Annotated in this window: 9 protein-coding genes; 5 read left to right on the top strand and 4 right to left on the bottom strand. The window is 36.3% G+C overall.

The window, feature by feature from the left end:
• The first annotated feature begins 4 nt into the window (after positions 1–4).
• The 3 genes from OZP09_RS01350 (at position 5) to OZP09_RS01340 (ending at position 4899) form a co-directional block, all read left to right on the top strand.
• Positions 5–1744, top strand: coding sequence for a RagB/SusD family nutrient uptake outer membrane protein (locus OZP09_RS01350; RefSeq protein WP_269236136.1), 1740 nt, complete (start codon positions 5–7; stop codon positions 1742–1744).
• Between the two features lie 64 nt (positions 1745–1808).
• Positions 1809–2780: a purple acid phosphatase family protein gene (locus tag OZP09_RS01345; RefSeq protein ID WP_269236135.1), complete on the top strand. Its 972-nt coding sequence runs from the start codon at positions 1809–1811 to the stop codon at positions 2778–2780.
• A gap of 298 nt (positions 2781–3078) precedes the next feature.
• Positions 3079–4899, top strand: a complete 1821-nt coding sequence (locus OZP09_RS01340) for an alkaline phosphatase (RefSeq protein ID WP_269236134.1) — start codon at positions 3079–3081, stop codon at positions 4897–4899.
• 176 nt (positions 4900–5075) lie between these two features.
• Here the strand turns inward: OZP09_RS01340 and OZP09_RS01335 are convergent, their stop codons facing one another.
• The 4 genes from OZP09_RS01335 to OZP09_RS01320 all read right to left on the bottom strand — a co-directional run bounded on the left by OZP09_RS01335 (position 5076) and on the right by OZP09_RS01320 (position 11592).
• Positions 5076–6560: a TolC family protein gene (locus tag OZP09_RS01335; protein WP_269236133.1), complete on the bottom strand. Its 1485-nt coding sequence runs from the start codon at positions 6558–6560 to the stop codon at positions 5076–5078.
• A 187-nt stretch (positions 6561–6747) separates the two neighbouring features.
• A complete protein-coding gene (locus tag OZP09_RS01330) occupies positions 6748–9864 on the bottom strand; it encodes an efflux RND transporter permease subunit (RefSeq protein ID WP_269236132.1) in 3117 nt (1038 codons plus the stop codon).
• A 51-nt stretch (positions 9865–9915) separates the two neighbouring features.
• Positions 9916–11007 carry an efflux RND transporter periplasmic adaptor subunit gene (locus OZP09_RS01325; protein ID WP_281310142.1) on the bottom strand — a complete coding sequence of 364 codons (1092 nt, stop codon included), beginning with the start codon at positions 11005–11007 and terminating at the stop codon, positions 9916–9918.
• Positions 11008–11232: 225 nt separating this feature from the next.
• The gene (locus tag OZP09_RS01320) at positions 11233–11592 is read right to left on the bottom strand and encodes a hypothetical protein (RefSeq protein WP_269236128.1); all 360 of its coding nucleotides are present in this window, start codon (positions 11590–11592) and stop codon (positions 11233–11235) included.
• A gap of 451 nt (positions 11593–12043) precedes the next feature.
• On the opposite strand from OZP09_RS01320, the gene OZP09_RS01315 reads away from it, so the two are divergent.
• The gene (locus tag OZP09_RS01315) at positions 12044–13162 is read left to right on the top strand and encodes a glycoside hydrolase family 43 protein (RefSeq protein ID WP_269236127.1); all 1119 of its coding nucleotides are present in this window, start codon (positions 12044–12046) and stop codon (positions 13160–13162) included.
• A gap of 217 nt (positions 13163–13379) precedes the next feature.
• Entirely contained in the window at positions 13380–16358 is a 2979-nt protein-coding gene (locus OZP09_RS01310) for a glycosyl hydrolase 115 family protein (protein WP_281310141.1), read from the top strand.
• Positions 16359–16379: the final 21 nt, after the last annotated feature.

Below are 16379 nucleotides of genomic sequence, written 5' to 3'. Positions count from 1 at the left end.
TAACATGAAAAATAAAATAATAATAGCAGCTCTTGCATTGAGCACATTGCTTAACTGGAGTTGTACTGATTTAGAAGAAAAAGTACTGGATGAAAACTTAATCGGGACTGGACAAGCAGAAGCAATTAGCGGCTCAATTGCTCCAGCATACGGTCAACTAAAAGCAACCTGGATACATACTAATAATTTTGGATTACAGTTGATTGCCAGTGACGAAGGAATCTTACCTTACAGAGGTGGGACTGACTGGTTCGACGGAGGTAAATATTTGGCAGTGCATGCGCACACCACTACACCTACCAACGATTTGGTTACAACGACTTGGAATGAGCTTACTATAAATATTTCCAGAACATTAACTGCCATTGAAGTTTTAACACCTCTTGCAGCAGCGGGAAATAAAGAAGCAGAGGGAGCACTTTATGAAATGAAAGCACTTAGGGCTTATTTGAATATGCTGACATTAGACAGTTGGGGACTTGTGTTTAAAAAGGAGTCATCAGCAAGTATCTCCGAAATACTCCGTGGACAAGATGCTGTTGCTTATATCGAAAGTGAGTTACTGTCTGTTGCAGATGTTATAAATAATGATAAAGGACCGGGAAGAATGACGCAGGCTGCAGTCTGGGGACTTCTTTCAAGATTATACCTAAATGCTGCCGTTTATCGTGACCCTTATGGAACGCCTCAGTTTGCAACAGCAGATATGGATAAGGTCATTAAATATACAGACAACATTATAAACTCAGGTAAATTTTCTCTGTCTCCTGAATATTTTGACTTATTTGATGATAATAACAACTCAAACAAAGAATTAATTTTTGCCTTGGATCAGCGTGGTGTTTTGAGAGATGAAAACAATCGTTGGGCTTATTGGTCAATTCCGGGATCCATGTTTCCAAGACCGGAATCCATCAATGCAGACGGAACTGACGGACCGGCAATCACATCAGATTTTTACCAAACATGGGTAAGTGCCTATGGTTCTGTAGATCCTGCTGATGCTGATTCAAGATTTTATAAAAACAATGCTAAGGTACCAGAGCATTTGAAAGACCTAACCGGACTTTCACCATCAAACGATCAAAATCATTACTATTGTGTAAAAGCAGAAGAATTTGAAATTGACAGAGGAATCATGAGAGGAATTCCATGGGCTGCAAGAAAAGATGATAAAGGAGCATTCTTTAAATGTGATGGTGGTTACAGAATATACCCTGTTAAGCAAATTAAAGGAAACGGTCCGGATTTAAATGGATATGTTAACCTTACAGAGAAAGTTGATTTTACTGCAGAAGGTAGTGCGCATGCTGCCGGATATAGGGTATCTAAATATCAATTCAGCCACACTTCTCCTGATGGAAATTATTACAGCAGCGTAGATATGGTATTACTTAGATATGCAGAAATTTTTATGATGCGTGCTGAGGCTAAATTAAGAAAAGGAGATAATGCAGGTGCTTTGGCTGATATGAACAAAGTAAGAACTTCAAGAACTGCCCGCGCTCCAATTCCGGCAGCGCTTCCGGCAATCAACCTGGATATTTTATACAGAGAATACGGTTTTGAGTTTTACTGGGAGGGTTTAAGAAGAACCAATCAGATTCGTTTTGGTCATTATGAAGATAAATGGACTGAAAAAACAGATACTGAAGTAAGACACAGATTGTTTCCAATTCCTCAGACAGCAATTGACGGTGCATCAAATGTTCCTGGATATTTAGTACAAAATGACGGATATTAATTCTGTTAAATGATATTTTGAAGGCTGTAACTTTTTAACAGCCTTCAATCTTAAAATATTGAAAATGAAAATGCAAGTATTACAAAAAAACAGATTACTGCTATTTATTTGCGCACTCTCTTTGAATTTTGCTGTTGCCCAGACAACAGATAATAGTGTAAAAAAATACCCCAATGCGCTAAACTTTATTGTAATGGGAGACTGGGGAAGATTTGGCGAAGACCATCAGATTCCGGTAGCAAAACAAATGGGCAAAACGGCAACAGCCATAAACCGTGATTTTATAATTTCCACTGGCGATAATTTTTATCCGGTGGGAGTAGCCAGTGAACATGATCCGCAATGGAAATCTTCTTTTGAAGATATTTATACCGACTTTTCATTGCACTGGAACTGGTATCCGGTATTAGGAAACCATGATTATGCCGGAAATGCAGATGCACAGGTTGCTTATTCAAAAATAAGCCGCCGCTGGAATATGCCCGCCCGTTATTACAGCAAAACTTTTAATATTAACGGAGATGCTAACCAGCAGGTACTGATTGCTTTTATAGATACCAATGCCTTAATTCCTGAATTTTACAAAAATGAACAATATTCAAAAAATCTCACTTCAAAAGATTCGACTGCACAAAAAAAATGGTTAATCAAAACGCTAACTGATGTTCCAAAAACCGTAAAATGGAAGTTAGTCGTTGGACACCATCCGTTGTTTACAGCGACCCTGAAAAGGAGAGAAAGCTACGATACCAAAGCCGTACGAAAATCACTCAAATCACTTTTTGACAAATATCAGGTAGACGCCTATATCGCAGGGCATGATCATGATTTACAACATATGCTTCCAGAAGGAAAGACACATTATTTCGTTTCAGGATCTGCTTCAGAAGTTACTCCAATAGATCGTTTGCCTTTTAGTAAACTTGCCGTTTCAAAATACGGTTTTATGGTGTTTTCTGTCTTAGCCGACACGTTGTATGTACAGGCTGTCAATGAAAATGGCGAGGTCATCTATACTACTGAAATAAAAAAGTGAAGTATCTGTGAAAATAAATAAATCATTTTATTGCTGAGTAAATTTTTCCCCAATCATTCCAAAACAGTTTTATAAAATATTTTAAAAAAAACCAGTGAAGTCAAATGACTGTACAGACTGGTAATCGTTAGTTTAGTGTTATTTTTTTATTTTTTTTATTTCTACACTGCAGACTTCCCCCAGAGTTTGCAGCTGTAGAATATAAATAGTAAAACCAATAGATTGCGCTGCAGATAGTAAATAATAAAAATTCTACGTATGGTTACCTACGGTCATGTGATGAATAATTTCAATTTTGATGAAAAAAATAATAACCCTTTTTTGCCTCCAAATCTTCCTGTTTGCAAATGCGCAGGAATACAATTCTTCTAATATTCATTCGCACAATGATTATGCCGGTGCATTGCCTTTTTATGAAGCCTATGCCAATGAAGCCGGTGTTATTGAAGCGGATGTTTTTTTAGTAAATGACGAACTTTTTGTTGCTCATACTTCAAAAGAAATTAAGCTGCAAAACACCCTCAAAAGTTTATATTTTGAACCGCTTTCTTCTAAATTAAAAGACTTGGAAGGAAAAGCCTATCCTGACAATAAACCTTTGATTTTGATGATAGATGTTAAATCTGATGCCGATGCAACCTTAAAAGCAATAGTGCAGCAGTTAAATACATTTCCGGCTATCCTTTCTAATAATATTAAAATTGTTATTTCTGGAAACAGACCTTTACAGTCACAGTGGATGAATTATCCGCAATTTATTTATTTTGACGGAAGACTGAATGAAAATTACAATGCTGAAGAGTTGTCGCGCATTGAAATGATCAGTACTGACTTAAAAGAGATTACTTTATGGAATGGCAAAGGTGTTCTGACACAGGCAGATCTGCACAAAATGCAGTCGGCAATTAAAAAAGTACATGATCTGAATAAAAAAATCAGATTTTGGGGCACACAGGATAATGTCAATACCTGGATGACCCTGATGAATTTAAAAGTGGATTTTATTGCTACCGATGATGTTGCCAAATTAGCCGGATTCATAACTAAAATTAAAGCAAACTTTTATCAGAATACAGTATTTCATAACGCATATATCCCCAAAAACCAAAAGGCTTTCACTAAGAACAAGCCAAAAAATGTAATTCTTCTTATTGGTGACGGAATGGGGCTTGCCCAGATTTATGCCGGTTATACAGCTAACAAAGGCCAGTTAAGTCTTTTTAATATTCCAACACAGGGACTTTCAATTACTAAATCTTCAGATAGTTATATTACAGATTCAGCTGCGGGAGCAACTGCAATGGCAACCGGAAGTAAAACAAACAACCGGTTCATTAGTGTAGATGAAAACGAAAAGCCTTTAGAGGCAATTACGCAGCAGTTAGCAAAGAAAAATTTTAAAACGGCTATTATTTCTGCAGGAAATATTACAGATGCAACACCGGCCGCTTTTTACGCCCATCAGCCAGAAAGGAGTTACAACGAACCAATAGCTTATGATTTTTTAAGCAATCCGGCTGATATCTTAATTGGAGGGGGAGTAAAAGAATTTAAAACAAGAAAAGACGGCACAGATTTATCTAAAATGCTGATTGAAAAAGGCTATTCTTTTTCGGATAAATTCAGCAGTCTGGATACTATAAAAAATAATAAAATGGTAGTCTTAGATGATTCGGCAATAATTTCTGTTAAAGATGGGAGAGGAGATTTTTTAGTAAAATCCTTCATCAAAACAACTCATACTTTTGCAAAAACAAAAAATCCGTTTTTTATTATGGCCGAAGGTGCGCAGATTGATTACGGGGGACACCAGAATAATGTAGAATATGTTGTTCGCGAAATGCTTGATTTTGATCAGTTAGTTGGAAAAGCAATGGAATATGTCGATAAAAATCTGGAAACATTACTGATTGTCACAGCTGATCACGAAACAGGCGGATTATCCTTAATTGACGGAAATATTGAAAAAGGATATGTTCATGGAAATTTCAGTACCAATGATCACACGGCTATACCTGTTCCTGTTTTTGCGTATGGTCCCGGCGCTGATAATTTTAAAGGAGTGTATCAAAATACGGCCATTTATAATAAGATTATGGAGTTGCTTGGTCAAATGTGATTTTGTAATAATTTTAATAGCGAATTGGATTAAATAAGCAAACGGCTCAAATACCTTTTTTCTAACTGCTGTTAATCTATAACTAATCCTGAAATTTTAAACTGCCCCAAATAGTCTTAACTTTTTGGGGCAGTATATTAAAATGTATGGCTTAATAAAAGTCTTTAATAAGTAAATCAATTGATTCCACCTCCTAGGGCTTTATACAATAAAACCTGAGATTCCGCATTCTTTAACTGAATGTTCACAAAGTCAAGTTCAGCCTGAAGTTTATTTTGCTGAGCATTAATGATTTCCAGATAATTAGCATAACCACTCAGATACAAATCATTTGAAACATTTACAGCAATTTCAAGATGATTAATTTCATTCATTTTGTATTTCAAAACATCTTCATAGGCCTCGTTTCGGTGCAATAAAGCACTTAATTCATTAAAAGCTGTTGTAACTGTATTTTGATATTGAAGAAACGAAATTTCCTGCCTTCTATTCGAAACATAAAAATTCTGTTTAATCTGGCCTTTGTTGAAAACCGGAGCTGTCAAACCGCCTAATAATTGCCATGCGAATGATCCTGCATCAAAAAGAGTGTTGAAAGAAAACGAATTAAAACCTGCATAAGTTCCGAGATTTACAGTCGGGAAAAAGGCGGCACGAGCCGATTTTGCATCTGCATTACTGGCTAATAATTCGAAGTAAGCCTCTGAAACATCTGGTCTTTTGTGAATGATAGAATCCACACTGAATTTTTGGTTTAAAACCTCTAAATGTCCAGATAAGAAATCGTTGCTTCTGTCAATTTTCCCGCCGTATTCTCCTAAAAGAGTTAATAAAGCTTTTTCAGTCTGATCAATGCTCAGTTTCAATTCAGAAGCTTCGGCATGAATGTTATTGTTTTGCGCATTAAACTGCTGTACAGCAAGTTCTGTGGCTTTTCCAACCGATCTTTGTGCCGAAACAATATCAAGTGCTCTTTCCTGCGTTTTTAAGTTGTTGTCATAAATCGCAGCTTGTTTATCTAAAGCAATCAGCTTGAAATACAAGTCGGCCACATCTCCTAAAAGACGTGTCTGCAGCAAACGAATTCCTTGTTGAGAAGCAAAATATCTTTGCTGTGCCGCTTTTTTACGATTGCTCAGTTTTCCCCAGATATCAGCTTCCCATGAAACTTTTCCGCCTAAAAAATAGTTTGGTGAAAGCTTTTCATTTATTTTTTGTTTTTCGGTGATATTCTGAGAAAAGTTGGTATCAAAGTTTCCAACGCCTTCCATGGTATATTTTCCGAAATGCGTTCCAGAAACATCTGCTACAAGATCTAAAGAGGGAAGAAGCGCCAGTTTTGCTACTTTTAAATGCGAATTGGCAATTAAAATTCTTTCCTGCATGATTAAATAATCCGGATTTTTGGCAATGACTTTTTTAAGTAATTCCTCTAATTTTGGATCTTTAAAAAAGGTTTCTGTTTTTAATGGAATAAAATCAGCCTTAGCCACTTGTTTTCGCTGTGTATCAAAATTTTCAGGAAGTTTTGCAGCGTCTAATTTAGTGCTGACTTTTGGTGCAGCACAAGCTGTCAAAAGTAAAATACTCGTTATAAAAACGGCACTTTTAGTTGTCCTTATCATGTTAGCATTTTTATATTGATTTAATAGGTCTTTCATTGTTTAATTTATTTGTTCAATCTTTTGTCTAAATTTTTATTTTAACACATAGAAACATAGATTTTTCTTTTCGAAAAGGAAATGAAAAGAAACTAGTTTCTAACACATAGCTATGTGAATTTTAGAAAAGTGAAACGCCTTCTTAAGTTTCCTAAACTCTATGTTTCTATGTGTTTAAAATTATATACTAAGATTTACTCATCCGTTTTTCTAATTTTGCAAAAAGTATATAAAGTCCAGGAATTATTAAAAGACCAAATACAGTTCCTATTAACATTCCACCTGCAGCTGCTGTACCAATGGAACGATTACCAATTGCACCTGCGCCAGAAGCAATACACAACGGAATCAATCCTGAAATAAAAGCAAACGAAGTCATCAAAATAGGACGGAAACGAAGTCGGGCGCCTTCAATCGCAGCTTCGACAATATCACGTCCGAGTTTGTTCTGTGCCATAGCAAATTCAACAATCAGAATGGCGTTTTTGGCGAGCAGACCAATCAGCATGACGAGTGCTACCTGGGCATAAATGTTATTGTCTAATCCGACCATTACAAGTGCAATGTAAGAACCGAAAACCCCGACAGGCAAGCTCAATAATACCGGAAACGGAAGCAATAAACTTTCGTACTGAGCCGCTAATAATAAGTATACGAAAAGTATACAGAGCGCAAAAATGTATATGGTTTGGTTACCCGAAAGAATTTCTTCACGTGTCATACCGGACCATTCTAGTTCAAAACGGCTTGGCAGTTTTTCGGCGGCGATTCTTTCGACGGCAGCAATGGCATCTCCAGAACTGTAACCTTCAGCTGGTTCTCCGTTAATCATTGCCGACATGTACATGTTGTAACGCGTTAAAACTTCAGGCCCATAGACTCTTTCTAATTTGATGAAAGTAGAAAACGGAACCATTTCGCCAGCTTCATTCTTCAGATACATATCCAAAATGCTTTCCGGATTTTGACGGAATTGCGGACTTGCCTGAACCATAACTTTATACATTTGAGAGAAACGGATAAAATTGGTGGCATAAAAAGAACCTAACATCGTCTGCAAAGTGCTCATGGCATTGTCAACCGAAATTCCTTTTTTGGCAGCCAAATCATAATCAATATGAATTAAATATTGTGGGAAAGTGGCATCAAAACTCGAGAATGAGTTCTGAATTTCCGGAGAAGCATTTAATGCTGCGATGAATTCTTTCGTTACTTTATCTGTATTGGTGATACTTCCTCCAGATTTATCCAGCAAACGAAGCTCAAAACCACTCGTATTACCAAAACCAGGAACAGTTGGTGGTGCAAAAATCTCGATTTGTGCGTCGGTAATGTTTTTTGTTTTTTCTATCAATTCTGCCATAAAATCGGTAACCGAAACATCACGTTCGCTCCAGTCTTTCAGGTTGATCATCCCCATTCCGTACGAAGCTCCGGCAATTTCAGTTACAATACTGTATCCGGCAAGAGTAGTCACGTTATCAACACCTTTAATTCCTTGCGCAATTTTGGTTACTTCATCCAACGCTTTTTCAGTACGTTCTACAGTTGCTCCTTGTGGCGTTGTAACGCTCACGTAAACCATACCTTGATCTTCCGTCGGAATAAATCCTGATGCTAAAAACTTTGTCGTTCCCCAAGTTAAAACACAAAACAATACTAATAAACCAACTGTAACCGTATTACGATCAGCAAATTTCACTAATACTTTTATATATTTTAACGTAATAGAATCAAACCAATTATTGAATCTGTGGAAGAAACGATCTAAAAGTGATTTTTTCTCTTTATTTGGATCATGTGGTTTCAGCATAATGGCGCAAAGGGCAGGAGTAAGCGTAAGCGCATTAATTCCGGAAATTACAATACTGATTGCCATTGTTAAAGAAAACTGCCTGTAGAAAACGCCAACGGGACCGCTCAAGAAGGCAACTGGAATAAACACCGCAGCCATTACAATGGTAATCGCGATAACGGCACCTGTAATTTCTTTCATGGCGCTAATCGTAGCGTCCATTGGTGACATGTGTTCTTCGGTGATTTTTACGTGGACGGCTTCGACAACGACAATCGCGTTATCAACTACAATTCCGATGGAAAGTACTAAAGCGAAAAGCGTCAATAAGTTAATAGAGAATCCCATCATCGACATAAAAGTAAATGCACCAATAAGCGCCACAGGAACCGCTAAAACCGGAATTAAAGTTGATCTCCAGTCCTGAAGGAAAAGGAAAACCACAAAAGCTACTAAAATAAATGCTTCAATCAAAGTTTTTAATACTTCGTCAATAGAAGCATCAAGGAAACGTGAAACATCATAAGCAATGTTGAATTCCATTCCTGGAGGAAAAGATGAACCTTTTAGTTCGGTCATTTTTTCTTTTACACTTGCAATTACTTCAGAGGCATTGGAACCCGGACGCTGTTTCAGCATGATGGATGCAGAAGGTTTTCCATCGGTTTTAGAAACCATTCCGTAACTCATCGCACCAAATTCAATTTTCGAAATATCTTTTAATCTTAAAATTGTTCCGTCTGAATTGGCCCTTAACGGAATTTCTTCGTACTGATTTGGCTCAAAGAATTTCCCTCCGTATTTAATTACATATTGCAATTGATTGTCCATTTGTCCGGATCCTTCACCAACTTTACCAGGAGCGGCAGAAATGTTTTGTTTTTGAAGCGAATTAATAACTTCATTTGCCGAAATATTATACGAAAGCATTTTTTCCGGATCCAGCCAGACACGCATCGAATATTCTTTTTGCCCCATAATTTCGGCACGTCCTACACCATCAATACGCTTTAATTCCTGAAGAATATTAATGTCTGTAAAGTTGAAGATAAACTGCTCATCCTGAGTTTTGTCGGTACTTGTAATGTTCAGGTACATCAGCATACTGTTTACCTCTTTCTCGGTCGTAACTCCGGCACGAATTACCTCTTCCGGAAGTTCATCCAGAATTGTGGTAACCCTGTTCTGTACGTTTACGGCAGCCAAATCGGGATCGGTTCCTACTTCAAAGAAAACCTGAATTAAGGTCAAACCATCATTCGAAGTTACGGTTGACATATACGTCATTCCGGGAACTCCGTTTATGGCTCTTTCGAGCGGAAGGGCGACAGCATTGGCGGAAACCTCTGCATTTGCTCCTGTATATTTTGCTGTAACGGTTACAGACGGTGGTACAATATCTGGGAATTGGGTAATGGGAAGCTGAAACAACGCCAGCAATCCCAGAAGGACTATCATAACCGAGATGATTAAGGACAATATCTTCCTTCTGATAAATAGCTCTATCATTTTAAATTTTTTAGATAAATAATTAAATAACTGTTTTACAGATCAATAAAACTACATTTGTTTCATGTTGATTTTATCGCCGTCTCTTAATGATTGCGTACCTTCCTGTACAATCAGGTCATCACTTTTTAGTCCATCGTTTAAGATGTAAACATCATCAAGAGTGGTTTCAATTGTAACATTTGTCATTTTAACTACTCCATCTTTGTTCACGCGGAAAACGTATTGTTTGTCCTGAATAGAAAAAACAGCTTTCTGCGGAATTAAAATTGCATTGGTTTTGGGTTCTGAGATAATCAGTTTTCCAGAAGTTCCGTGTTTGATAAATCCCTGCGGATTATGAAATTTTGCTTTGTATTGAATAGAACCTGTCTGTCTGTCGATTTCCCCGTCAGCAGTTCTTAGTTCTCCTTTTTGACCATAGACCATTCCGTTTGGCAATATAAGTTTGATATCACCATGTGTGTTTAAGGTTTTGTCTTCCATCATTTGGAAATAGGTATTTTCCGGAATTGAGAAGTAAGCATAAACATCATCTAATTGAGAAACAGTGGTCAATAATGAGCCGTTTTCAACTAAACTTCCTTCTTTAAGCGGAATACGGTCAATAGTTCCGTTAAAAGGGGCGCAGATTGTAGTAAAACTAATCTGCTGTGTAATCGCTTTTTTTTCTGCCACAGCATGTGCTACTTTCGCAGAAGCTGCTTCGTATTTTGCTTTGGATAATTCCAGTTCTTTATCCGCAATTACTTTTTTATTGAAAAGGGTTTGGGCTTGCTCCAGCTCAACAGTTGCGATTCTTAGATCGGCTTTTGCACTTTTATAAACAGCTTCTGCCTTCAAAAGCTGAATCTGAAGTTCCAGGTCGCTAATTTTAAAAAGTATTTGTCCTTTTTTTACTTTTTGACCTTCACTTACGTACACTTTATCCAGTAAACCCGGAATGCGGGCATGAATTTCTACATTGTTTTTTGCCTGCACATCGGCAACAAATTTGCTCGAAACTATAGTGTCTTTTAAGGTAATTTTATAGACCGGAACTGTTTTTATTTTGTCTGAGTTCTTTCTGGCTTTATCGCCGCACGAGACCAGGACAAAAAGCGATAATATTACAATGAAAAATGAATTGTTTTTGGTGTTCATGATTATTTTTTTATGATATAAATAGATTTTCTCCCCTTATAGATTGCTACAGGGAAGTTATAATTGGTTTTAGAAAAATGGAAATGCTCCGAATATAGCTTGAGCCGTTTCGGATTGTATAGTACAGTTTTATAAACAAAAATTTGCTCTTTACATCTGGCTACAGATACAAAAAGAGAGGTGAGTTAAATTGTATTTATAAAAATGCGAATCTTATTCTATGACCTAGAATAATTGATAGAGGTGGAGATAAGTATGGCGCTGGATTTGGTATATAGAGGCAATACCATAAATTAGGCTTTTCTTATAATTTCTGAATTTTATCAGATTGCTGTAATAGGGAGACCTTAATGTGGTGTATTCTGAAGTAGTGGCACGAAACTTAATTTTCTTCTTTACAGCATAATGAATATGGATTTCTTTATTCAGTAAATCCGAAGATAAAAACTGCGGAATATCAGCAATAGAAAGCTCGCAAAGGTTTTCATTAAGATTTTGTTCAGCTTTATATCTACCAGATTCCGTACTCCCGATAAAGAGTAGCAGAAATAGTAAAATTATACACGTGAACTTAGTATTTTTCATCGTTTTATTCGAAAACTAAAATTATTTTTGTTTGGAAATCTTAAATGATGGCCAAATATACTAATTTGTCAAACAAAGCTTTCTTAATGTTTTCTAAAAAGATGCAGTAAAAAAAGAATTTTGAATTTAAGCAATTAGTTTTTATAAAGCTTAATTTTAAATGTTATCCGCCTTACCTATAACTTTATATCCAGGATAAAGAAAATCTGTATTACACTATAAAAGTAAAATATAAAATGCAACCGGTTGTTTTTAATTCTATTTTTTTATATTTGCTAAATGGGTAAGAGTAATGAATCGTTAAATTTTCAATTCAAGACTATTCAAATGAAGGTTAAAACAAATTATACAAGGCTTTCAATTTAATTTAGCCTTCTGTTTTTTTATAATTCTTTATAATAGCGGTTATCCAAAACTCATTTAAATAAATGAATTTCTATATAAATAAATCATGAAAACATTTAAACTAACGTTAATATCATCATTATGTTTTTTTATTGCACATATAAATTTTGCACAAAATAATAAGCAAAAAAGTTCTCTACAAAAACAATTTCGCTATACTAATCCTATAACAAGGGATTCTGCAATTTCAATGCGAGATCATTTTATTATCAAAGAAAGTGATACTTGGTATTGCGTGGGAACGTCAAATCCTGTTTGGGAAGGACATAATCACGGAGTTCGATTATTAGTTTCAAAGGATCTGCTTAACTGGAAACAGCATTCTTTTTTAATTGACGCTAAGAAATTGCCTCCAAATACACCCTATAATGGAAGATTCTGGGCTCCTGAAATTCATAAAATAAAGGGTAAATTCTACATGACTGTAAACAGTGGGGAAGTAACCAAAGAAGATCCGAAAGGTATGGCTACTCATAATGTCTGGCTTTTTTCGTCAGATAAAATTACTGGCCCTTATAAATTGTTGAATGGACCAATTACACCTCAATATAATAACGATGCTACGTTGTTTGAGGATGAAGATGGGCAAGTATATTTATATTGCAGTGGCAACGGACTTTTTCAGTCAAAAATCGATTTGAAAACAGGGAAATTAACTACACCGCTAGTGAAGTTTCTCGATAAAAAACAGCCTGGATGGCCCGATTGGATGGTTGGCGGTATTGAAGGTCCTTTTGTCATTAAAAAAGAAGGAACTTATTTTATGTTTTTCTCAACATGGACACGTGGTTATGAAGTAGCTTTACTCAAATCAAAAAGTCCTCTCGGGCCGTGGGAACTTGCTTCGCCAGATCCTATTTTCGGAACACGGAAAAAACAGTATAGGGAACAAATGGCGAAGGAAGGTGGTTATGAAAATCTTTCTTTTGCTGATACCGAAGACCCTTATCAGGAGACCGGACATAATGCACTGTTTATAGGACCTGACGGAAATTTATGGAATTCCTGTCACTATTTTATGTATGACAAGAGACCTTATCCATACAGCCAGTCTTTCCAGCCATGGGAACTTACCCCACAAATGGGTATTGAACCCGTAAAATACGAAGATGGGATGTTTTACATTACCGGACCTACATGGACAGAGCAGCTTATCAAATATTAATCAAAAACGAAATAAAAGCTAATGAAATTTGAAATGAATAGTCTATTCTGGCAGAAAATTTCATTTGTATTCAGGCTTCGTGTAAGATAGCAGAGGACCGACTTTAAAAGATAAAAATCATTTCTCATTTGATAAACCATCAATGCAAATCTTTTTATGCGCTCATTTAATCTCTAATGAAACCTAACTATTGCACATATTAACTAAACCGTAAAAAATGAATATTAATAAATTAAAAGCTATATTGTTTATTTTGGGGATTATACTGTTTAAACCATTTCTGGTCAAAGCTGCCAATAAAACAGATTACAAAACACCACCACAATATATTGAACATAAAACATCAAAAAATGCTTTTGCTATTGTTGCTAATGGAAGGTCAGCTTCAATCTATCTGGATGATTCAGACTGGAAAGGCGTAATACGTGCCGCTAACGACTTTGCAGATGATGTGCATAAAGTTTCCGGAATTAAATCGGAAGTTGTCCACAAATTGACATATCCTGCAAAAGGAACAATTTTAATTGGAACAATAGGTAAAAGCAAAATAATAGACCAGTTAATTGCCCATAAAAAAATAGACGTTTCAGAAATAAAGGGGCAATGGGAATCCTTTGTCATTCAAACCGTAGATGGTAATTTGGTTGTTGCCGGAAGTGATAAACGGGGAACCATTTATGGAATCTATGATATTTCTGAAAAAATAGGCGTTTCTCCCTGGTATTTTTGGGCTGATGTTCCTGCTAAAAAAAATAATCAATTATTTGTAAAAGCAGGCCGGTACGTGCAGGAATCACCTAAAGTAAAATACCGTGGTATTTTTATCAATGATGAATCGCCTTCTTTTACAGGTTGGTCTAACGCTAAATTTGGCGGGGTTAATTCTAAAATGTATGTAAATATGTTTGAATTGCTTTTACGCCTGAAAGCCAATTATCTATGGCCTGCGATGTGGGGCAACGCATTTAACGAAGATGATCCGATTAGTCCTGCTTTAGCCGATGAATACGGTATTGTAATGGGGACTTCTCATCACGAACCAATGATGCGCTCACAAAAAGAATATACAAAACGCAAACAGGAAATAGGGGACTGGGATTTTGTTAAAAACAGTACCAACCTGGAGAAATTTTGGTTTGAAGGTCTTAATCGAAATAAAAATTATGAAAACCTGATTACTATGAGTATGCGTGGCGATGGTGATGTAGCGATGGGAAAAGGAGATGATCTTGATAATATTAAAACTTTAGAAAATGTAATAAAAAGTCAACGAGATATCATTCAGAAAGTCTATAATGATGATCCTGCCAACCATCCGCAATTATGGGCGATTTTTACTGAAGTGCAACGATACTATGATGCAGGATTCAATGTTCCTGACGATATTACGTTATTGTTTTGTGATAATAATTGGGGGTATATCCGTCGTATTGCGCCACCAAAAGAGAAAAACAGAAAAGGCGGAAGCGGCCTGTATTATCATATTGATATGAACGGAGGGCCAAATAGCGATCGATGGGTTAATACTACCACTATTCCTAAGCTTCAGGAGCAATTCAATTTAGCTTATCAAAGCGGACTTGACCGTATCTGGATAGTTAATGTGGGTGATTTGAAGCCAAAAGAATTACCTATTGACTTCATTATGCATTTTGCCTGGAATCCTGATGCATATCCTGCAAGCAAAACAATGGATTATACGATTAACTGGGCCAAAAGTATTTTTGGTAAGGAACATGCAGAAGAAATCGCTGATATCGTTTCTAAATATTCTAAATACAATCTTTTAAGAAAGGCAGAAGTCCAGACACCTCAAATTTTTAGTTATGTAAATCATAATGAAGCTGATCACATGCTTCAACTGTGGCGGGAAGTTACCGCTAAAGCCGAAGCATTAGAAGCAAAAATTGCACCGGAACTAAAAGATACTTACTATCAGTTAGTACTTTATCCTGCAAAGGCTTCTGCTGGCGTTGCCGAAATATATCTTGCAGCAGGTAAAAATCAGCTCTATGCCAAACAAGGAAGAGTTAGTGCCAATGATTATGCTCAACGTGCAAAAGATCTTTTCGCTCTTGATAAAAAATTAAGTGATTATTATAACGGTCCAATGTCAAATGGGAAGTGGAAAAATATGATGTCAGATATTCATATTGGTTACACTACCTGGCAAATGCCAAAAGAAAACAAATTACCAGAATTAAAAGAAGTAACTCCACTTACTGAACCCTCAATGGGAATTGCAACAGAAGGTTCTGAAGCAGCGTGGCCTGTAAATCAGGAAAAGCCTCAGCTTCCAGTCTTTGATATTCTCAAAAAACAATCTTATTATATAGAGGTTTTCAACCGGGGTACAGGTTCTTTTGAGTTTGAAGCAAAAGCAGACCAGCCGTGGATTAAATTAAGTAGTAACAACGGAAAGGTAGAGAAAGATTTTCGGATTTTAGTAGATGTTGACTGGAAAAAATTGCCCGAAGGAAAATCAAATGGCATTGTCGAAATAAAAAAAGACAATGAAATTATAGCTGTATCTGTTAATGCTGTTAAAGCAGCATTGCCAAAAATTAAGGAACCGTTTTTTGGTAATTTTACAGGTGAATTTACTATTCCAGCCTATCAATTCAATGCTAATAAACCCGGGAAAGATGCAAAATGGATTGTCCTGCCGGATTTAGGCAAAGGCAAAGCTAATGTGGGAATATCCCCTGTAACAGCCAGAAACAGTACAGCAGAGGACGGTGCTACACTGGAATATAAAGTATTTCTTCCAACAACCGGAAAAAGTACGGTTTGTTTGGGTATCCTTCCTACTCAGGATGTATATCCGCAGCGCGGGTTGAGAATTGCTGTGTCAATGGATGATCAGACACCTCAGGTGTTGGATGCAAGAAAAGGTTTTCATGATGAATTCAAAGAATATACACCTGAAATTTTAGCCAGATCATCTGTTTTAAAACCTTACCCGCCAATCAATAAAAACATAGCCCTGATTGGTGCCGGACAATTCCGACGAAATGAAATTTTTGATAATATGCGTTGGCTGGATTTTGAAATAGATATCAAAGAAGCAGGAATTCACACACTGAAAGTAATTATGATAGATCCTGAAATAGTGCTTGAAAAAATTGTTGTGAACCCTGACAACAATTATCCGAGTTATTTTGGAGCACCTCCTGTCTTACATAATTCAAAATAGATTTAATAAACTTCAACATTA

Origin of the sequence: Flavobacterium flavigenum (genome assembly GCF_027111255.2) — a bacterium.
GTDB lineage: Bacteria > Bacteroidota > Bacteroidia > Flavobacteriales > Flavobacteriaceae > Flavobacterium > Flavobacterium flavigenum.
Note: the sequence above shows the minus strand (reverse complement) of the source record. Positions and strands in the feature narration are given on the sequence as shown.

Coding starts and splice junctions, on each gene's coding strand:
- OZP09_RS01350 (WP_269236136.1), top strand. CDS start 5: ATGAAAAATAAAATAATAATAGCAGCTCTTGCATTGAGCACATTGCTT.
- OZP09_RS01345 (WP_269236135.1), top strand. CDS start 1,809: ATGAAAATGCAAGTATTACAAAAAAACAGATTACTGCTATTTATTTGC.
- OZP09_RS01340 (WP_269236134.1), top strand. CDS start 3,079: ATGAAAAAAATAATAACCCTTTTTTGCCTCCAAATCTTCCTGTTTGCA.
- OZP09_RS01335 (WP_269236133.1), bottom strand. CDS start 6,560: ATGAAAGACCTATTAAATCAATATAAAAATGCTAACATGATAAGGACA.
- OZP09_RS01330 (WP_269236132.1), bottom strand. CDS start 9,864: ATGATAGAGCTATTTATCAGAAGGAAGATATTGTCCTTAATCATCTCG.
- OZP09_RS01325 (WP_281310142.1), bottom strand. CDS start 11,007: ATGAACACCAAAAACAATTCATTTTTCATTGTAATATTATCGCTTTTT.
- OZP09_RS01320 (WP_269236128.1), bottom strand. CDS start 11,592: ATGAAAAATACTAAGTTCACGTGTATAATTTTACTATTTCTGCTACTC.
- OZP09_RS01315 (WP_269236127.1), top strand. CDS start 12,044: ATGAAAACATTTAAACTAACGTTAATATCATCATTATGTTTTTTTATT.
- OZP09_RS01310 (WP_281310141.1), top strand. CDS start 13,380: ATGAATATTAATAAATTAAAAGCTATATTGTTTATTTTGGGGATTATA.